The 21,068-nt window shown below is 50.1% G+C and carries 16 protein-coding genes; 1 reads left to right on the top strand and 15 read right to left on the bottom strand.

What is annotated here, in order from left to right; translation table 11 throughout:
- The coding region (locus tag ACYVD0_RS02620; RefSeq protein WP_460425352.1) for a transposase at positions 1–395 on the top strand (395 nt) is incomplete at its 5' end.
- Positions 396–613: 218 nt separating this feature from the next.
- On the opposite strand, the gene ACYVD0_RS02615 is transcribed toward ACYVD0_RS02620, so the two are convergent.
- From ACYVD0_RS02615 to ACYVD0_RS02545, 15 genes are all read right to left on the bottom strand, one after another.
- Complete coding sequence (locus ACYVD0_RS02615; RefSeq protein WP_460425351.1) at positions 614–2,665, bottom strand: acyltransferase family protein; 2,052 nt, start codon at positions 2,663–2,665, stop codon at positions 614–616.
- Between the two features lie 488 nt (positions 2,666–3,153).
- A complete protein-coding gene (gene galU / locus ACYVD0_RS02610) occupies positions 3,154–3,987 on the bottom strand; it encodes a UTP--glucose-1-phosphate uridylyltransferase (protein ID WP_460425350.1) in 834 nt (277 codons plus the stop codon).
- 102 nt (positions 3,988–4,089) lie between these two features.
- On the bottom strand, positions 4,090–5,112 hold the full coding sequence (galE, locus tag ACYVD0_RS02605) for an NAD-dependent epimerase/dehydratase family protein (RefSeq protein ID WP_460425349.1): 1,023 nt from the start codon (positions 5,110–5,112) through the stop codon (positions 4,090–4,092).
- A 379-nt stretch (positions 5,113–5,491) separates the two neighbouring features.
- Entirely contained in the window at positions 5,492–6,412 is a 921-nt protein-coding gene (locus ACYVD0_RS02600; RefSeq protein ID WP_460425348.1) for a Rossmann-fold NAD(P)-binding domain-containing protein, read from the bottom strand.
- Entirely contained in the window at positions 6,412–7,449 is a 1,038-nt protein-coding gene (gmd, locus tag ACYVD0_RS02595) for a GDP-mannose 4,6-dehydratase (RefSeq protein ID WP_460425347.1), read from the bottom strand. Before gmd ends, ACYVD0_RS02600 begins: the two co-directional genes overlap by 1 nt.
- A gap of 391 nt (positions 7,450–7,840) precedes the next feature.
- On the bottom strand, positions 7,841–8,860 hold the full coding sequence (locus ACYVD0_RS02590; protein WP_460425346.1) for an NAD-dependent epimerase/dehydratase family protein: 1,020 nt from the start codon (positions 8,858–8,860) through the stop codon (positions 7,841–7,843).
- Positions 8,861–9,275: 415 nt separating this feature from the next.
- Positions 9,276–10,442 carry a glycosyltransferase family protein gene (locus tag ACYVD0_RS02585; RefSeq protein ID WP_460425345.1) on the bottom strand — a complete coding sequence of 389 codons (1,167 nt, stop codon included), beginning with the start codon at positions 10,440–10,442 and terminating at the stop codon, positions 9,276–9,278.
- A complete protein-coding gene (locus tag ACYVD0_RS02580) occupies positions 10,439–11,461 on the bottom strand; it encodes a glycosyltransferase family 4 protein (protein WP_460425344.1) in 1,023 nt (340 codons plus the stop codon). Before ACYVD0_RS02580 ends, ACYVD0_RS02585 begins: the two co-directional genes overlap by 4 nt.
- Before the next feature lie 454 nt (positions 11,462–11,915).
- Positions 11,916–13,937, bottom strand: coding sequence for an acyltransferase family protein (locus ACYVD0_RS02575; protein WP_460425343.1), 2,022 nt, complete (start codon positions 13,935–13,937; stop codon positions 11,916–11,918).
- 220 nt (positions 13,938–14,157) lie between these two features.
- Positions 14,158–15,225: a glycosyltransferase family 2 protein gene (locus ACYVD0_RS02570; protein WP_460425342.1), complete on the bottom strand. Its 1,068-nt coding sequence runs from the start codon at positions 15,223–15,225 to the stop codon at positions 14,158–14,160.
- Positions 15,226–15,344: 119 nt separating this feature from the next.
- Entirely contained in the window at positions 15,345–16,262 is a 918-nt protein-coding gene (locus ACYVD0_RS02565) for a glycosyltransferase family 2 protein (RefSeq protein WP_460425341.1), read from the bottom strand.
- Between the two features lie 13 nt (positions 16,263–16,275).
- Positions 16,276–17,538, bottom strand: a complete 1,263-nt coding sequence (locus ACYVD0_RS02560; RefSeq protein WP_460425340.1) for an MATE family efflux transporter — start codon at positions 17,536–17,538, stop codon at positions 16,276–16,278.
- The gene (locus tag ACYVD0_RS02555) at positions 17,535–19,007 is read right to left on the bottom strand and encodes a hypothetical protein (protein WP_460425339.1); all 1,473 of its coding nucleotides are present in this window, start codon (positions 19,005–19,007) and stop codon (positions 17,535–17,537) included. Before ACYVD0_RS02555 ends, ACYVD0_RS02560 begins: the two co-directional genes overlap by 4 nt.
- A gap of 902 nt (positions 19,008–19,909) precedes the next feature.
- A complete protein-coding gene (locus tag ACYVD0_RS02550; RefSeq protein WP_460425338.1) occupies positions 19,910–20,794 on the bottom strand; it encodes a polysaccharide pyruvyl transferase family protein in 885 nt (294 codons plus the stop codon).
- 5 nt (positions 20,795–20,799) lie between these two features.
- On the bottom strand, positions 20,800–21,068 hold a 269-nt coding region (locus tag ACYVD0_RS02545; RefSeq protein ID WP_460425337.1), incomplete at its 5' end, for a hypothetical protein.

Here is a 21,068-nt window from a genome sequence, read left to right as displayed (position 1 = left end):
TCAGCAACCAGGGACTGGTACGGTTCGAGTTCCTGGAGGGGGCCATGAATACTGAGCGGATGATCGGTTTCATGTCGAGGCTGGTGGCGGACAGTGACAGGAAGTTCTTTCTGATCCTGGACAACCTGCGTGTCCATCATGCGCGTCTGGTCAGGGAATGGCTCGAAGGGCACAAGGAAGAAATCGAAGCGTTCTACCTGCCACCCTATTCGCCTGAGTGTAATCCGGACGAGTATTTGAACCGCGACCTCAAGACACGCTTGCGCACCAGTGACCGGGCGCGAAACAAGTCGGAATTGCTGGAGAAGGCCGAGGCATTCATGAGCTGGTTGGCCAAAACCCCGGAGCGGGTAGTTGCCTACTTCCAGCATGCGTCGGTGCGTTATGCCACTTAGATTGGGTATTTGATTGCCGGGTTAATAAGAACTCATCCGGGTATCGAAGGCCTCCGGGGTGATATAAGCCAGCATGTTGTGACACCGCTGGCGGTTGTAGTCGGTTTCGATTTATTCAAACACTTCCTTGGTCAGCGGTAAGATGGGATGTTTCATAGGGTGCTGCCAGTGTCTGTGGAGGACACTCATGATGACCTGAGTTCCTGGTGATGACTTGGTTAGATTTTGCGGTCGTTCCTGCTTGCGCTCAGCTTCGTAACTATCTCCCCCGGATTACTCACTTCCTGCAAGTACTCTTCAAACATAGAAGTCAGTTTTTGAGCGCCGAAATCAGAAAGATGATCCTCATCTCGATACAAAGAGTGATTTCCTTCATGAGCCTGGCAGAGGCCATCGTTTGAGCAAAGATAGCGGCTAGGCTCCAAAATTGCCACGCCAATAGCCGCCAAGTCATCTATCGTGCGGTTGATGTATAGATTCTTTGTATTATCGGCCAATAAATCTTTCCCCAGGTTTTCGAGTGATTCTTTGTTGGAGGCCTTGTATGCCAGCATACGCTGAGGATGCATTAACATAGTGGGAACCTGCTTCATAATCCCCAGTTTGACAGGAAGCTGAGAAAGTGCGCTAAATGTTGATTTCATATCCTTGTCGAACTGCAGGCGCCTATGTTTTTTCTCCATCTCTGACAGTAGGGGTGCAGTACCATTATCGTCGATGCCACCTTTTTCAATTCCTTCGACAAACTCATCAAAGCGATTGACAACAATAACTGATCCAATATTTTTTGCTTTCACTAGGGCCTGAAGGTCTTCTACAGAAAATCCGCAGATGGTTCGATTTCCCATTAGCAGACTGGTATGGCAGCTATTACGATTGACATAAACGCCAATGTCATATTTTCGAGCGACTGAAATTAAACCACTAACAATCATGCCTGCATGGCTATCGCCCAACACTAGTAGTGCAGGCTTGCCCGGGGCTCCAGCTTCAACGTTGCAAAGAGCCGACCACCCAATGGAATTAATCCAGTGACCACAACGATTAGTTGGTGCTGTTTCTGCCTTCAGGAATTCTTGAGAGTCGGGGGCGAACCTGCTGACGCCGCCATAGTCTCGCTCAATCAGAATGCCTATTACAAGACAGGCAGCAGTCGCGACACCAGCCATGAAGAAAGAATGTGAATGCTTTTTTAAGAATGACTTTTCTTTTACAGGGGTCTCGATAAAAGCATAGGTTGCCCATGCCAGAAGGAACATTATCGGAATTAGCCAAATAACGGCCAGTTCAGATATATGGCCGGGCTTCCAGGCCACAAGCGTGTCGGCGTTGATATAGCGCGCAAAAACCAGGACTGGCCAATGCCAGAGATAAAGAGGGTATGAAATTAGGCCTACCCATACAAGCGGTCTGAGCGAGAGAAAGTTTCCGATAAATGTGCCACCATTCCTAGTTGCATAAATGACAAGCATCGCCCCGAAAATTGGTGGAATCGCATTGTAGCCAGGGAATTTTGACGTTGGATTCAATGAGAAAATTGACCAGATTATTAATGATATGCCGACAAGTGCTAGTGCCTGATCAATTGAGTGGGAGAGGGTGTGTCTGTTGTCACTGCTAATTTTTATTTTGTCTATTAGTAATGCTAGTAATGATCCACTTAATAGCTCCCAGGCTCGTGATGGAAGCATGTAGAAAGCAATTTTTGGCTGATGCTCGACAAGCCAAGTGCTTAACAGTAAAGATAAAAAAGTGGCAATCAGGAAAAACCAGAATCTGAACTTTCGATATTTGACTCCAAGGCATAATAAAGCAATGGGCGTAAATATGTAAAACTGCTCTTCTACTGCTAGAGACCAAGTATGAAGAAGAGGCATCATTTCTGATGTGGTGGCAAAATAATCATCCTGAAGCAGGAAGAATAAATTCGAGGAGAATACTGACTGGGCTATTAATGACCTGCCAAAGCTTTTGAATTCGCTGGGATATAATAAGATATATGCCGCAATGGTTGTCATGCCTAAGACGACGATTAATGCTGGTAATAGTCGGCGAGTTCTTCGAAGCCAAAAGTGGATTAGAGAAAAGCTCCTGCAATCAATTTCCTTGATAATTATTGATGTTATCAAGAAGCCTGATATGACAAAAAATATATCAACCCCTACAAAACCACCGTCAAAACCAAAAATATGCGCATGGAAAAATATTACCGGAATAATGGCGATGGCTCGAAGCCCATCTATTTCAGGACGGTAGCGAAGTGAACTCATCTAACAACTTCCTGCTTAAGTTTTGTTTGTTCAGCCTTTTTAAGGCTGGTGCCGCAAATACTGCGGTATAAAATTCCTTGCTGGCTTGTCGTTTTGAAGGGGCGGACGAGCGAACATTTGAAATGCATCGCTAGTGGTCTGTTTGATTGATTCGATGAGTCAATTTCGGCGTCCCGGGCTCCGATACTGCGTTGCCGCTCCTCGCCAGAGCCCCGCCATGAGTCGTTGCGGCGCCTTGTTTCGAAACCCCGGTCATCCGAACTTGAGTCAACCAATCGACCGCATAGGCCCCTGGTGTCTCATCCACCCGGAACGTCGGCTAAAGCCTGCGGAGCTTGATGCGTGCCTGATCTGTGGTGAATTGCCAGGCTGCCTCAAGCTGATCTTCCACAAAGCGCTTCTTGACCCGTTCTATCTTGCGTTTGCCCTTGAGGAGCGTTTGCCGGGGCGTGTCCTTGGTGGGTCTTGTGGAAGGACAGAGGAGTTGGTTACAGCTCCTGGTTGTACAAATGCTCGAAGCAGAAGTTGGTCGCCTCGACATAGCCCTCGGCGCTGCCGCAGTCGAAGCGCTGGCCCTGGAACCGGTAGGCCAGCACGCAGCCGCTCTGGGCCTGTTTCATCAATGCATCGGTGATCTGGATTTCGCCATTCTTACCCGGTTCGGTATCGGCGATCAGGTCGAAGATGTCCGAAGTCAGGATATAACGGCCGATGATCGCCAGGTTGGATGGCGCGTCCTCCGGCTTGGGTTTCTCGACCATGTTGGTGATTCGATAGATGTCGTCACGGATCATCTCGCCGGCGATCACCCCGTACTTGTGGGTCTGATCGCACGGTACTTCCTGGATGGCGACGATGGAACAGCGGAACTGCTTGTAGAGCTTGATCATCTGCGCCAACACGCCGTCACCACCGAGGTTCAGGCACAAGTCGTCGGCCAGGACCACGGCGAAAGGCTCGTCGCCAATCAGCGGACGGCCAGTGAGAATGGCATGTCCCAGGCCCTTCATTTCCACCTGACGAATGTAGGAAAAGGTGCACTCATCGATCAGCTTGCGCGTGCCTGTCAGGTACTTCTCCTTGTCAGTACCGCGGATCTGCTGCTCTAGCTCGTAGCTGATGTCGAAATGGTCTTCCAGCGCACGCTTGCCTCGACCGGTAACGATGGCCATGTGCTGCAGCCCGGCATCGTGCGCTTCCTCGACGCCGTACTGAATCAACGGCTTGTTGACAATAGGAAGCATCTCCTTGGGCATCGCCTTGGTGGCCGGGAGAAAACGGGTGCCGTAGCCGGCGGCGGGAAACAGACACTTGCTGATCATAAACGTCCTTGAAAGTGAATGGGGTTGATGGAAATTCTTGAAATGAAGAGTTTCATCTTGAGCACGGGCCAATGGCCCGCCAAGATGAAACAAACAACCGCCTTACTCCGCATATCCCCGCGGATTCCTTGACTGCCAGCGCCAGGTGTCGCGCATCATCGCTTCCAGCCCACGTTTGGCTTTCCAGTCCAACTCATAGGCGGCTTTGGTTGGATCAGCCCAGCATTCGGCAATATCGCCGGGCCGGCGAGGGGCGATCCGATAGGGCACCGGCTGACCGGAAGCCTCTGTGAAAGCCCGTATTATCTCCAGCACGCTGTAGCCGATACCAGTGCCGAGGTTCCAGACGTTCACGCCGCTTTGCGACGAAATCGCCTGCATCGCCTTGAGATGCCCATTGGCCAGGTCCACTACATGGATGTAGTCGCGTAGACCAGTACCGTCGCGAGTCGGATAGTCATCGCCGAACACCGACAGCTCACGCAACTTGCCGATGGCCACTTGGCTAATATAGGGCAGCAGATTGTTGGGAATGCCGTTGGGGTCTTCGCCGATCAGCCCGCTTTCATGGGCGCCCACCGGATTGAAGTAGCGCAGCAGAGCGATGCTCCAGCGCGAGTCGGAGGCGGCGAGATCGCGGAGGATCTCCTCGACCATCAGCTTCGAGCGGCCATAGGGATTGGTAGGCGTGCCGGTGGGAACGTCTTCGCGGATCGGCATCTGCGCCGGCTCACCATAGACGGTGGCCGAGGAACTGAACACCAGGCGGAACACCCCGGCACGTGCCATGGCCTGGCATAGCGCGACGCTGCCGGCAACGTTGTTCTCGTAGTATTCCAGCGGCTTTTGCACGCTCTCGCCCACCGCCTTGAGGCCGGCAAAATGCAGAACTGCAGCGATGCGGTGTTTGTGAAAAAGCCCGTCCAGCAGATCACAGTTGCGAATATCGCCTTCGACGAATAGTGGCTGCTTGCCGCAAATAGCCTCGATCCGCCGCAGAGATTCGGACGAACTATTGTGGAGATTGTCCAGCACCAGCACCTCGAAACCGGCCTCGAGCAGGGCGAGGGTGGTGTGCGAGCCGATATAGCCGGCGCCGCCAGTTACCAGGATTGTTTTTGTCACGAGTCAGCATCCATACCGAGTAAAAGGATAGGGTTAGCGCCACTCTCCAGGGCGGTCGGTTTTCCAGTCGGCGAATACCGACTCCAGGGGATACTGGTACGGATAGCCGTGCCCCACCAGATAGGCAGGGTGGATATTGTTCGAGCGAACCAGCTTGCGAATCCGTACCCGGGCTGAAGGGGGGCTTGATACCGAGCGGACGGGCGATCAGTTCGATGCCATAGGCTGCACTCAGAAGCAGAGGGTAGGGGATTGCCGGTACCTTGCTCTGAGCGCCGACCACCTTGCAGACTGCCTCCACATTCGGGCCATAGGACGAAATGAAGCTGGGGAAGATGATGTCGTTACAACCCGCACGCGCGGCCAGGCACGGATCAGATCAACAGAGAGAACGAGCTTCAACTCGGTCGGCCGTAAGCATCCAGCGTAGTGTTTTCTTTATAGGCGGAGTATCCCAGGCTTCGAGCAGCATGCGAAGGCGGGAGTTATCCCCACATAAAATCTTCACCTCATTGGCCCGCATGAAAGCCGGGTTGACCGTGACCTGCATTGAATGACCCGTTATGCTCTGGCATATAGTCAGGATCTCCCGCAATGAATGGGTTTGTCCTGAACAGACATTCACCGTCTGGCCTAGCGGCCGAACTTCGAGCAACCTACGATAGGCCTGCACAACCGAGCGCACATCGCTGAAGTCGCGCCAGACATCGAGATTTCCCAACGCGATCTTTTCTGCCTTGTTACGGAAGTGCGACACGATTTTCGGCAGAAGAAAGTTCTCCTCCTGACCAACCCCCGTGTAGTTGAATGGCCGTGCGATGACTATCGGCAAACGTTCGTGCCACAGGTTGGCCATATGCTCCATGGCCAGCTTGCTCACTGAGTAGTCATTGGCAGGTGCAGGATGAGTGTCCTCATTCAATACACCGGCAGAAGCATTGCCATAAATATTTGCGCTGCTGGCAAGCAACACGCACTCAGGCGATTTACCGGAAGCGGCAATTGCTTCCAGCAAGTTGCGTGTACCGATCAGATTGATCTGATAAAAGGCATTGGCATCCCCATGCCCGATAAAGGCCAAGGCAGCCAGATGCACCACCACATCTGGCTGAATATCGGCCAGCAACGTACGCAAAGCCGCTGCATCGAGCAGGTCAGCTTGTTGATAGCCAGGCTCAACACTTGGGCGACTACCCAAACCAGTCACCTGATAGCCATGTGCCTTAAGCTCGGCCGCCATATAGCGACCTGTAAAGCCGTGGATCCCAGTAATCAGCGCACGTTTGCTGGCCATACTCATTAAAATGAAAATCCTTGTTGGTTACGACGAAGATCCGCTTGGACCATCATTCGACATAGCTCTTCCAGAGAAGTTTTCGGCTCCCAGTCCAGCTTCTCTTTCGCCTTGGCTGGATTGCCGATCAGCATGTCCACTTCCGCCGGACGATAGAACTTCGGATTCACCGCCACGATCACCTTGCCGGTCGCGGTGTCGATACCCTGCTCATGCTCACCCTCGCCTTTCCATTCCAGGTCGATATCGACTGCCTTGCAGGCCAGGGATACGAAATCGCGAACGGTTTCGGTGCGGTTGGTGGCCAGCACGAAGGTATCCGGCTCGTCGGCCTGCAGCATGCGCCACATGCCTTCTACGTACTCCTTGGCGAAGCCCCAGTCGCGCTTAGCGTCCATATTGCCCAACTCCAGCCGCTTCTGCTTGCCCAGCTTGATCTTGGCTACGCTATCGGTGATCTTGCGGGTCACGAATTCACGACCGCGCAGCGGTGACTCGTGGTTGAAGAGAATGCCGCTGGTACCGAAGATGCCGTAGGACTCGCGATAGTTGATGGTCATCCAGTGTGCATACAGCTTGGCTACGCTATAGGGACTACGCGGGTAGAACGGCGTAGTCTCGATCTGCGGAATCGCCTGCACCTTGCCGAACATCTCCGAAGTGGACGCCTGGTAGAAGCGCACCTTGGGATTGACTATGCGGATAGCCTCCAGCAGGTTCAGCGCGCCCAGACCGGTGATCTCGCCAGTGGTCAACGGCTGCTCGAATGAAACCCCCACAAAGCTCTGTGCCGCCAGGTTGTACACTTCGGTGGCTTCGATGCTCTGCAGCAGGCGGATGCTGGCGGACAGATCGGTCAGATCATATTCGACCAGATGCAGATTCGGATGCTGCTCGATGCCCAGTTCCTCGATACGCCAGAAACTCACCGAACTAGTACGGCGGTAGGTGCCGTAGACGGTGTAGCCCTTATCCAGCAGTAGCTGCGCCAGGTAGGCGCCGTCTTGGCCGGTGATGCCGGTAATGATTGCTTTCTTGTGCATTCTCTAAACTCCATTTAGATGACTTGCGGGTGGCTCAGTAAAACGAATTGAAACGATGGCTAGAGCATTTTCACTATACTCGGACTCACCTTTCTGGGGCGGCCAGGATAACGGCATGCGTGGATTTCTCCTCTCTCCCATGTTTGGGAGAGGGGCCGGGGAGAGAGAGCTGAAAGCCATCGTGCCCAAGGCCGCCTCAGTGGTGATCAGGTATTTCATGAGAATGCTCTAGCGGTCTGTGCGGTCGATTGGTTGACTCAAGTTCGGATGACCGGGGTTTCGAGACAAGGCGCCGCGACGACTCATGGCAGGGCTATGGCGAGGAGCGGCAATGCAGTATCGAAACCCCCAGGCGCCGAAGATTGACTGATCGAATCAACCAAACAGGTCACTAGCGCCACTCTTCGGGGCAGTCGGTTTTCCAGTCGGCGAATGCCGACTCCAGGGGGTACTGGTACGGATAGCCGTGCTCCACCAGATAGCCAGGGTGGATATTGTTCGAGCGAACCAGCTTGCGAATCCGTACCGGGCTGAAGGGGTGCTTGATACCGAGCGGACGGGCGATCAGCTCGATGCCATAGGCTGCACTCAGAAGCAGAGGGTAGGGGATTGCCGGTACCTTGCGCTGAGCGCCGGCCACCTTGCAGACTGCCTCCACATATTCCTGAATCGAGGGGCCGGGGTTCATGGACATGTTGAACAGTGTGAAGTGTTGGCCCTGCTCCTTCTGCCGTTGCAGGGCCCACACTATGGCTGCGCAGAGTTCCTTCACATAGGTGCCGGCCTTGCGGGTATCGCGATTGCCCATATAGAAGAAGTAGCGTTTGATCACTGCCTTGATCAGGCGGGAAACATTGCCACCTTCGCCCGGGCCGAAGACCACGCCGGGACGGACGATGACCAGGTGACGCTGCGCCTTGTCGGCTGCCAGCCAGGTCTGATGGATTTTTTCCGCGGCCAGCTTGGAGCCACCGTAGGCTGTCACGGGAACCGGCAGAGAGCGCTCGTCCTTTTGCTGTTCACTCGGCCCATAGGGCGAAATGGAACTGGTGAATATGATGTCGTTACAACCCACACGTTCGGCCCAGGCACAGACATTTTCGGCACCCAGCAGGTTGGTTTCGTAGTATTCGAAATCCTCATGGCCCGGCTCACGGTGCACTGCGGCAAAGTTGGCAATCAGGGCGATCTGTTCCTGAGGTTGCCAGGTGATTTCCTGACGGACATCGCCTTTGATCTCGACAATCTCGTCAATCTCCCGGATCAGCCGAATGCGATAGGGGAAGGTCTTGTCGGCAACCTGCTCCTTGTCGAATAGGTAGATCTTTTCAAAGCCACCAGTAGCAAGTAGTTGTTTTGCAAAGAAGACGCCAATAAAGCCAGAGCCTCCAAAAATGACAGCACAGCTCATCTGATAAATCCTTTAGCAGAGTGAATGGAATCTTCCGACTCAGGTTCAGTAATCAATGGCCGAAATGAAGCCGTTCAAACCAGTGGGTCAGGGCTCGCCCGTATTTGTCCTCGAAGCGCACCATACCGTCCTCGCCCAGGTATGAGCCGGACTGCACCTCGATCAGCTCACAGCCCCTGCAGATGCTGGATGGTGGCCTGCAGCATGGACAGCTCGGTATTCGCCAGAGGTTGCTCGCTTTTAGCGCCCTCTCCCCTTTGGAGGAGGGCAGGGGTGAGGGGGAGCTACAATTGGTAGCCACGTCGGTGGAGTGAGTTGAAATAAGCTGAATGCGTCCTGGATGAATATCGCGCCTTGGCGCTTGTGGAGCAGATTTATCCGCGCTTTGCCCAGCCATTAACGAATAAGTTTGCTCCTATACCTGACTTGCATCTTCCATTAGTTTTGCGCGATCTCCTTGCCGCTGAAGCTTTTGATCCGCTGCTTGAAAATGCTCCTGCCGAAAGATGAAGCTTTTGACCCGTTGTTTGAAAATAGTTTTATCGAAAGTAGCAGCATGCTCATGCAAGAGCGTTGGAGAGAAGTTGAATTCGCCGTTTTCCATTTGCTGCACGGCCCGCATCAAGGCATCCACACTCTGCTCGTCGAACAGGATGCCGGTCTTGCCGTGAATGACGGTTTCCAGCGCACCGCCCTTGCCGTAAGCGATAACCGGAGCACCCGCCGCCATGGCCTCGACAGGAACAATGCCAAAGTCCTCCATCCCCGGGAATACCAGACCCCGGCAACGTTGCAGGAGATCCTTGATGACCGGGAAAGGCTGGCGTCCCATCAGGGTCACATTGGGCTGGGCTTTGGCCTTCAGACTGTCAAACAGCTCACCTTCGCCTATCACGATAAGCGGCAGGCCAAGCCTGTTGAAGGCCTCGACGGCCAGATCCGCGCGTTTGTAGGCCACCAACTGCCCAAGACATAGGTAAAAGTCGCCACGTTCGGCCTCATGGCTGAATTCGGACGTATTGACTGGCGGGAAAATGACTTCGGCCTGACGGTGATAAAACTTCTTGATACGTGAAGCGATAAAGTTCGAGACTGCGATGAAATGGTCCACACGGTCTGCCGAAAGCCTGTCCCATACCCGCAGCCGGTGTGCAACCAAGGGAAACAGTGTACGAATGATCCACCCGGCTCCGGCTAGGTATTCGTGGTACATGTCCCACACATAACGCATGGGCGAGCAGCAATAACAGATATGCAGGGCGTCCGGGCGGGTAATGACGCCTTTGGCTGGGCCGGATTCGATGCTGAGAACCAGGTCATACTCGTTGAGATCGAGCTTCTCTAGGGCGAGCGGCATGAAGGGCAGGTACTTCTGGTAGTGCTTCTTCGCACCCGGCAGGCGCGAAATGAAGGTGGTGCGGATCTGCCCCCTGAAATTCTTGGGGAGTGACTTGCGTACTACTTCTTCATTGCAGACATGCATAAAAATGTCTGCTTCCGGAAAAAGTTCGACAAGCGCAGAGCAAACTGCCTCGCCGCCACGATTGCTGAGCCACCAGTAGTGAACGATCGCGACTTTCATTGAAACTCCTTTATTGCTTCAAGAAGGTTTATGGCAGATATCTTCCAGTTGTAACGCTCAATGTTTATACGGCCCTTTTCTTTTAGCGTTTGGGCTAGATCCGGTCTTGAAATAAGAAGATCTATTTTTTCGGCAATGTCATTTGTGTCGTGTGGTGAACAATAAAGAGCCGAGTCTCTGCATACCTCTGGAAGGCTTGCTGTATTCGATACAATGACAGGGCACCCACAGGCTTGAGCTTCCAGCGGCGGAATACCGAAGCCTTCATAAAAAGACGGAAATATAAAGGCATCAGCCCCGCTATAAAGATTGACCAAGTCCTCATCGGAGACTCTCCCCAGTAGTTTAATTCTGGAATCCGATTCTATTTTTTTCACAAGGTCGGGGTCCGCGAAGTTTTTATTCAGCGAGCCAGCGATGTAAAGTTTATGAGTGTTCTGCTTGAGCAGGGTGAATGCGTCAATAAGTCCGTGGAAGTTTTTCTGTCTATTTATCGAAGAGACTGCCAGTATATAGCGTTCGGTGGCGGATGAAGGTTTTCTTTGGAATGAGTCGGAGACAGCATTGGGGACGACGAAAACTTTTTCCGGAGGAATGTTATAGATTGCGCAAATCTCTCTCTTGGAGAACTCGCTGACGGTTATGATTTTTAGCGAGTCTTTAAGGGTTTTTGGTGTGGCCAATTGATAAACCGAGCGAAACTTCCACGAGAAGTTTTCTGGAAATCTTTCAAAAGCCACGTCGTGAAGTGTCAATATTTTCTTCTTGTAGAGAAGTGGGGCTGTGTTTGCCAGGTTGACAAGCAGTGGCGTACCCTTTCTTTCCAGGAATAGCGGGAGGTCGATTTGCTCCCATGTATGCCCGGTTCTGGATCCTACGACTTCAACTCCCAGGGCGCGAGCAATCTCATGGTGAATTATGTTTTGAGGTGCTACAAGTTTGATGGACGGAAGCAGTCTGATTAGCTGCCGGCTAATCTCCAGAGAGTAACGCTGCACGCCAGTTATGGGTTGCGTCAAGAATCGGGCATTTACATATATCAATCTGAAAATCCTTTCCTGATGCCTTGGGGTGTTCTGGGCGGATGCAGAAGCTCAGTGCAATACAGTTACTGGATTGAGGCGGGCGCATCATGCGGCCTCGCCATTATTTCCGTCATCGCGTCGATTTCCGCCAGAAATGATAGCGGCCCGTTAGCTTCTTCTTTGCGCGTATTCGAGGCTGAAATATTTTATTACATGGGTAAAACTTAAGTTTAAATCTAATTCCGTACTTAAAATGCTGTGCTGTGTAAAGCACTTTTACGGAAAAGACTAAGTACTCGAACAAAATTTTCCCGGATTTTCTGCTGTTCGAACCAGGCCAACCCCTGTATTTCAGAGGCTTGCACGGGCAATGCAGGGGAAAATATCGGATTATTTTTCTTCGAGCACTTAATAGGTGGTGTTTTGTGTAGTAAGTTATGGCTGGAAATCAATTTGATCGCGCCATTGGTTCTTTCACCTTGTCTTTGAATATCTCAGAGAATAGAGGCGTTAAGAAACTTGCTCCATGCTCATTTAAGTGGTCGTCATCAGAGAAAAGTGGAATTCCATTTTTCGCTCCATAGCAATGAGTTTCGCCACAAAGGTAAGGCAATGGATCAAGAATCCTAACGCCACATTTCTTGGCAGCAGCGTCTTGCGCGGCCCAAGCAAAGGCTTGTCGTTCGTGGTACTCGTCCAAACTTATAGATACTTCTCTTGTGCCGCCAAGGAGCATTGCTCTTCCCATTGTTCTTGGGACATCAAGCTTCATCTCAGGAGTAGGTCTAACCATATAAACAGGACGAGTTTTTGCAAACTCGCAAGCTGTATCCACGATCCTTGTTCTTAAATCCTTATAAAACTCCGGGGTTCGAGAGGGGAATGGCTTGTCAAAATATATTTCCGGAGTGGCAGATAGGTATATCCCGTCAGCCTCGTTTGCTCCATGTGCTACAGCGGAGGTTCTGTTGATTATTACTAATGGTACACTTTCAGGAATATTTTTAGCCTTCTCAATAGTGGATGCCACAAATTCGCCGCAGCGGTAAGAACGATCGTTTATACTTTTTGCGCCGATAATTGTTGGGCAGTTAGACAGTGTCCAGTCCAATGCGTGAAGGTTGTCTGGTAGCGCTTTTTGTATAGCTCCAATAATTGAGGCGGCATGGCTATCACCAATAACAATCACACCTAACGTATCGCCGCCATAAGTGCATTCAGGAACAGGAGTGCTTCCGCTAACATGGCACTCACTTTTTCTTGGATTCGTGTCTACAGCACTCATGAAAACTTGGTCAATCTCTTTTGGTAGCCGCCCTGGAACCCCATTCGTAATGTTCAAAGCTAAGCCTGGAACTGCTGCTGCTAACGTTGCAATCACTAATCCTGCAGAACTTATACTTTTACTCAGTTTTCCTAGATTGATCCGCGCTCGGTTTTCGACAAGTCGGTAAGACAGATGCCCAAGCACAAGAGTCAGAGCCAAGCCACAGACGATGGCTGTCAAATCATTTTGACGTTCCAAGTACACCAGCGCGACAACAATCGGCCAATGCCATAGATATAATGAGTATGAGCAACTACCCAGCGATTGAGCTATGCGGGATCCAGTCCATAGCGAGCCTTGCCTTGCTGATACCAATACCAGAACAGTTCCTATAACGGGCACCAAGGCCCGCCACCCTGGCCAGTTGCTGGTCGCATCAAAAAACAAAACCGCAGCCACGATCAGAGTAAATCCAGCCAACTCAATAATTTTTCTCTGAGCATCAGATAAAAAAAGCGAGCCAGCCAGCATATAGACAAGGCCACCAGCAAGCATTTCCCAAGCCCGAGTTGGAAGTAGATAAAAAGCCGCTTTTGTCATCCATGGCGACAAAAAAACTGAAAGAGTAAAGGAAATGACTAATCCAAGCGCAATCACAATTGTGATTGAAGTTCGACCTGGTCGGAGTTTCCATGTGGCCAGCAGGACTAATGGCAGTATTAAATAAAATTGCCACTCAACAGATAATGACCAAGTATGTAGCAACCATTTTTCATGTGAGGCTGCATCAAAATATCCTGCCTCTTGCCAGAAAACTATATTTGAAATAAAGCCCAATGCGCTGAAGACATGCTTTCCGAGCATGCCATAATCAATACTTGGCAGAAAAAACCAACCAGAAATCAACAGTACTACACATAAAACTATTAGAGCTGGAATGATTCGCCTGGCTCGTGCAAGATAGAACTTCCAAACAGAGAAATTTCTCTGCCCATCTGATGGATTTTCCAAGCCGCTAACAATTATTCCAGTCATTAAGAAACCTGAAATCACAAAAAAAACATCAACTCCAATAAATCCTCCGCTAAAAAATGAAACACCGAAATGATAAAGAACTACAAAAAAAACTGCCCATGCTCGTAGTCCGTTTATATCTTCTCTAAAATTTTTAATGCTTTCATTTGTCATGTTGATGGCAGCCAAAAGATTTATGGATGCGCTGGTCTATTGATTGTCTAGATCAGCTCTGATATGTAAATACTTGAATTTTTTCTTGTATTTAAGCAATAGAGCTTCGATTTCAGCTAAAGACTGGTAACGTACTTAAAATCGGAAAGGCTCAATCATAGGGGAGACAGGTTTGTTGTGTCGGCTGGGTGCTTATTGCAAGGCCAGCGTATTTATTAGATGCTTATGTGGATTTTTATCCTTTATGAAACAATCTGGGGCGAGTTCCAGGATTTGAAGCCCAAGCTGCTAATAAATGCGCAAGCCCACTAGGCAAAATAGGAATCAGGGTGGCCCATACATAGAGCGCAGTGCGCTTGACCCAGCCGAAGTCCTTTCGGGCGCGAATGCTTCGTCTAAGGGGGGGGAACAGAGTTATCGCAGCACGCAGTCGTTTCAAGCCCCAACGCTCTCCCATTACCGTGATTGCATACTCGGATTTCAACATTGAAAAATCAATAAAACGGGACCGTGTGAAGCGGAGGTGCAATCGCTCTTCGATCCAATGCTGGAAACGAGAAGACCTTCTTCTGACGAGTGAAGATTCGTCAGCACTTTTTGCTGCGTTTCCGAAAGCCAAAGCACCACGAATATCCTCTTTACAGGCGTGGATACGATAAGCACCGAGAGTCTTGTTTACCTCTAAAACACGCCCAACCAGGCTGGCCCCATAAATGGTGAAAAAATCTGCTCCATGCCTGTCATGCTTATCTTGGGGGAGAGGAAACAACTTTTCTAGAGCGCTGCGCCGATAGGCGTTGCCGCTACCAGGTGCCGAATTATAAAGAACACCTTGATTCAGTAAACGCCGACCCTGCTCACCGTTGTCAAGTGCAGAGGGAATGGTTCCGCCTGTCGAACTTCCAAACTTATCAATCAGGCGCATATACCAATGAACTTTTACAACCGACTCATCCTGAAATGCTTCCACAATATGCTCAATTGCATTTGATGTTAGAAGATCATCTGAATCCAGAAATATGATTATGTCGCCCTTTGCTAATATAAATCCGGTGTTATATGCGGAAATTTGACCTCCATTCTTCTTTGTATGCAAGTGAAAGCGTGGGTTGCCTTTAAAGTGGTTAAGCCGCTCCAATGAATTATCAGTTGAGCCATCATCAATAACAATAACTTCAAGTGGCTCAATAGTCTGCGATAATGCTGATTCCACAGCACTTGCGATGAATTTTTCATAATTGTAATTACACACAACAATCGAAACAGAGAAATCCATATCATCTTCCGTGGCGGGCTGTTTCATGGGCAGGGCCGCGGTTGTCGCGGATGTCTGTGGGGAGGCACCTATGATGACCTAAATGCTTGGTGATACCTCAGTGACATGCCAGGTAGGCGTTTTATAGAGTCCTGAACGACACATTCTCATATATCCAGCACGCGCAGCGGGTCGAGTTTGCCCAAGAAGAGATGGGCAAATGCTCGCAAATTTCCCCGCAAGCGCCCAGGAAAATCCTTTATTTTCACCCCAAAAATAGTTTTTGCTAGATTGGAGAGTATGTTTTTTGACATGAGCGTGCCTGCCTTGCGCCAAGACATAGTGCCTTTTTTGGCCAGATAAATTGGATTGGCAATCTGAGAATAACCGAAACGCACACCACTCGTACGGCCTGAACTCACGCCTAGATGAACGCCTTTACAGGTGGGTAAAAATGCCAGTACACCGTATTTCCGTGCCTGATTAGCGAAGTCGTAATCTTCCTGCCACCCATAGAGGGGAAGCTTTTCATCAAATCGTGAGTGATCGACCACGGTTCCGCGAAACGCCATATTGCAGCCATATAGGCCTTCGAGAATCCTGGTTTCGGCCGAGTTCGACCAATGAGATTCCGCTGGCTTTGCCCCCGAGAGGTATTGCTGCGCATCCTCCTCCGGAATTCCGAACTCGCTCTTTACTCCATCAGCCAGCACATGACCGGTGATTCCGACAATTTCTTTGCGTTCTTCCATGGCCTTGGCGGTGTTTTCCAGCCAGTTCGGTGCAGGTCTGAAATCATCGTCAAAGAATGCTACAAGCCAGTCATTCGATACCAAGGATTGCACATGGGGTATTAGCGCATCCAATCCTGCATTGCGCTGAATGGTCAAGCCAGCCTTCGACAACAAAAGCGTCGCGTGCCCCTCGCTAACCAGCGGATGCATATCCATTCCGTCAATGTCACGAGGCTCACTACCCACCACTACAACATGGGCTGGTGTAAGCGTTTGACGGGTAATATAGTCAAGCAATATATAAGTCTCTTTGGCGCGCCCTTTTGTGGCGATAACTACGAATACTTTCATTTCAAAAACCTTTTTAAAGACGTAATATGCGAGGCAGGATGCCAATTCGCCAGCATGAATAAGAAAGGCCTAGGAAGACAATCGACTCCCCGACTATGCGGGCCACAGCCATGCCAATGCCGCCATAGGTAATACCTAAAGGGATAGCGCAAAGCAAGTTCAATGCTGCGCCAAGTAGAGCAACTTTAGTCAACATGCCCTCCTTATGCAGCGGGATCAAAACATAACTGCTTAATACGAGATTGATAGCACTCAGCGGAAATACCAGTGCCAGACATTGCAGTACCGGCACGCTTCCCTCGAAGCCTGATCCAAAGATCAGTGGTACAAACCAGTGGCCTAACAACAGGGTGCAAACCAAACCGCTAAGCCCAATACTGAATAAAATGAACATTGCTTTTCTGATCAGGGAATAAGCCGCATCCTCATCATGTTGGGAAAACATGGCTGTAATACGTGGTAGGAGAATCTGACCAGCTGGCACCATCACGCTCAATCCAACCGCGACCAAGCGCTCCGCAGCACCAAAAGCTCCAACCTCTGCTTGAGTAGATATAATGCTCAGCAAATAAGTTGAAGAGGCCACCAGCAGCACGGAGCTACCGTTGTAGAGAAAAATAGTGCTGGAAGAGCGGATCAGTGCATAACCTGATTTCAGTTCAAGTGGTGGCTGTGATATTTCGTGCCGCACCCACCAGTGTGCAATGGCCAGTGCTATTACACCTGAGCACAGCAGTAATATGAGGACTAGATCAGCATCATCCTCCTTCTGCACTAGGGGCAAGATCAGCAGAAGACTAATGACGAATCCAATGACTTCCAGCGCTACAGCACTACGGGGGCGGCCACTGCCTGCGAAGTACCATCCCAAGTTGAACGCAGACACTATTCCCAGCGCGATTGCAGCGAACCCGGCCACTGGATTCGCTGACAAAACTGGGGATAGAAAGATGGCAACACCACCACCAACCAAGGCAAAAACGCTAAGAATCATGCGAGCCACCAAATGCTCGCCAAACAAACCCGCATATCGTTCAGGGCTAGCAGTAGCGATGGCGCGCATACCTGCGGTTGAGAATCCCCAGCAGGTGAATCGCCAGATCATATTCATCAAGGACATGGCGGCTAGCACCAGTCCGTAGCCTTCTACACCAAGTACTTGCCCATAAAATGGGATAAGCAGTAACAAATAGAGATAGCGAAGAGTGTATGCAGAATAGACAAAGAACAAGTCGATGCGTGACTGCCAGCCTTCCACCAATGTCGGGTTGCTCATCCTTGTGGTCCCTGGCTAAGTTGAAAAGACGAGTTGCCGGCCATTGTGTCCGTTCCTCTCATGGGGAGTCGCTTCATTTTTTTGGTGGACTTGAGTGCTACTGCTAAAGCGACACCGTAGAGAAATGCATTGTAACTACCAAAGTCCGGGGTAGTAGCTACCAAAAGCCCTACAGTAAAAGCAGGAATAAATGCAAAGCGAACTCCATTAATCATGGCCCGACTGACCCTGTCACTTCCTGAAGGCAGTTTGCGCCGAAAGCTTTGCAGGACGAGCGCGAAATATAGCAGACCGCCGATCACGCCTGTATTGCTGAATATTGCTGCTGCAAAGTTCGATGTGCGGGTACTACCAACCCCCACCCCCAAGCCCCATGTATCGGCAAGCGCTTGCCAGCCCACGGCTGTCCACATGCTGCGCTCTTCATAAGAGCTGGTCTGCGTTTTGTTAAAGACAATTTCATTGAGCTTAACGATGATGGGATCCAGTAGAGATGGATTAAACAAGAGTATGAAGCACAGACCCAGTAACGCCGCTAATGCCGTCCAGAACTCGAAGCCGAGTCCCTTGGGTGAGAAACCACGAGCGGATTTGGTGCTTTTTCGCCACGCCCACTCCATGACCGCAACTAGGCCGAATACGAACAGGCTCACGTAGGCTGCAGAAGAGGTTGACAGCCAGGTAAAAAGCACCAGAAAAAAAATGAGAACTGGAATAGCGCGCTCACGTAGCCAGCGGTCAACTATCGCGTGGCGAAAGAAATAGATCAAACACAGAAAGGAAATGCAAAGGCCGCCATAGACGGAAGCTTCAGGCATAAGTCCGACTACCCGCTTGTCAGCAAGAATTTTTACTTCCGTCAGCAATGCATAGGTGGCGGTACGGAAGGGCTTCAGGACACTGTCAAGTGCTACATATTGAGTCAGAAAATCCAAAAAGCCGGTAAAGATTACTAGCGCCGCGCCAAGGCACATGGCAGACAGGACATGCTGGCGCTGGGCGGGGTCACGCAGCATGCGGGCAAAGGCAAATACCGCAAACACCGATATCGTCATGTAGGCGAGTTGCGAGAAGTTCTGGGTGGTAGGTACGAGTGGCGCGCCGCCGAGGCTGGAAAAGTCCAAGCGTACCGGGATGACAGTGACCTCGCCACCGAAAAAACGGGGCATGAAAATGGTGGTTATTATTGCTACCAGCCAGAAGAGGAAAAGCAGCAACAAGCGTCTTGGCGAGCGCGCTGCAGCGAAAAAGAACTTCAAGCCGTCGCGGCTGAGCAGGCTACGCATGATGATTAGTAGTTCCACCATGGGAGTTGGAGTCAGGGTCAGGCCGCCGGTCAGCTCCGGTGGTATCACTGCAAAGGCACCGAAGGGCATGGAACCGAAGAATAAATACAACAGAACATGGCTTTTGCCGAACAGGCCCAGGAGCGCGAGCCCCCAGAATAGCGCAATAGGAATGGCTTCCATGAACTTTAATGATCTCTAAAGGGGGCTAAATTATCCTGGGCGGCTTCTAGTGATCTGGGCGATTGATTGGTTAACTCAAGTTCGGATGCGGGGGGTTCGAGGCAAGGCGCCGGGACGAGTCCGAGTCATAGCAGGGTTATGGTGAGGAACGGCAACACTGCCTGTGTTGGGGCCTCGGGCGCCGAAATTGACTAATTAATTATCCATGCAGGCCGCTAGCTCGTCTGCTTGGCGGACTTTAAAATCAAGGAGCAGCGCAGTCAGTAGATAGCTTATTTTGCCAGCTGTTAATTAACAGAAGCCTGGTTAGCCCTCCTTCTCACGTTGCATTTAGCGGTATGCTTTGGACCATATGGAGGGAGGCCTTGTTCGTTACCACGACCAGAAGCTTGATTGCCTGCTGCAGAAACATGAACAGGAATCCATGGAACGCAAATGCTTTCGTATGTTCCAGATACTGGCAAGGAATATCTATACCGAGTCGCATGACGTTAAGCTTGCCCGGCTTTCTGCGATTCTTCCTGATAGGGTGTTCCACGCGGGGCCCAAGCACTGCGAGCCGGCAGCTTAAACGAGGAGTTACCTTGGTCGAAATAAGCCAGTTTGATTTGCACCTCCTGTGCCTGTCTAATCAACTGCTCCAGCTCTTCGTGGTTTTTGGAAAAGATTAAAGCATTGCGTTTTTAGACTTGCGTGGCATTGATTTCCAGATGAACTCCAGCCTTTTTAGCATACTTTCACCGTATTCGCATGCTCCGAGGAGCAGCCATCATCGGCGCCATTTGTGCACGCTTTTACGAGAACTGCTCATCAGGGCTCAATAGGAGTATCTATGATTTATTAAATTGTAATCTACCAGGGTTGTACATGTTTTGTGCTCCGCCTGGGGGGCTTCTCTTGTTTTATTGCTTGGTGAACTCTGTAAAATCTTCTATTGAGTTTAATATTTTGTTTTGTAGTTTTTTTATGGTTTTCTGGTCGGCGGTGAGTGTTTTATTGTTGAGCTTGGAAGATGCAATTTCTTGCTTGAAGTTGTGAATATAAGAGCGTGAAAGGGGTATTCCTATTTTTGAAGGAGTAATAATTTTTCGTGCCTTATAAGAGATAAGACTTCGGCGGATAATTGATGTCTTGGGAGGGGTGGCTTGATAAGCCTGTGGGGGCTCAACTCCGAGCAGTGCATAAAAGTCATTCCATTTGTGCTTCTCCAGGTCATCCTTTATTGATATTGGGAAAAATGGGATTCCAAATGTCGCAGCGATAATTGCACCATGCAATGATTCTGCATATACAACTTCCGCGCCTCTGATTATTGATATATAGCTCTGGATATCAATGGTTCCCGGGTCAAGAAAGAATAGGTCTGTATCATTGTTCTTTGAGAAGTCCCAAAGCTCTGCTGATTTATGATGCAGAGCTACTACATTTTTATAAGGGAATGGCCTTCCAGTCATGAGTTCAGGAATTTTTTCTACATATATTGCCGGGTCTCCCATTACATATTGATCTGGGTCGAGGCCTAGTTTTTTTGCTGTAATAGGGCCTCGGACGCCAAAAACTTTTGTCGTTGACCAGTCTATGGATACTGACTCGCGGTATCCAAAGCCGGAGCCAAAAATTAACGAGTTTTTTATCGTGCCATGGGCATCATTTAATAGAGTGCCAATTCCGTACAATGATTTTTCGGGGAGGATTTTGTCATAACCAGGGATGATGTGGTTAAAAAATGGTATATTTAAGTCGTCGCCAAAATTTCCGCGCCAGTCTTTGAAGTAAGCAAGTCTCATGATGTTTATTCCATAAAAAATAATGGTGGTTTGGGGCAATGTCTGGAGGTTTTTAATTTGGTGCTAACTGGTGGCTTGTTAAACTTGTTCTTCGCCTCCCCTTGCGCTGATAGCTTATTTTGTGAAATTTTAAAATAATATTTTTCTGAGTTTGAATTTTTCCTGTTTTTTGTTACTAATCTTTTAAAAAGTAATGTCATGCTGCTGTATATCGGCAGTCCGGGTGGCGGAAAAACGATCTCACCAGCTCCGGCAACTTCTGGATTCTGCGCAG

It is taken from the genome of Azotobacter armeniacus (assembly GCF_054779355.1).
Note: the sequence above shows the minus strand (reverse complement) of the source record. Positions and strands in the feature narration are given on the sequence as shown.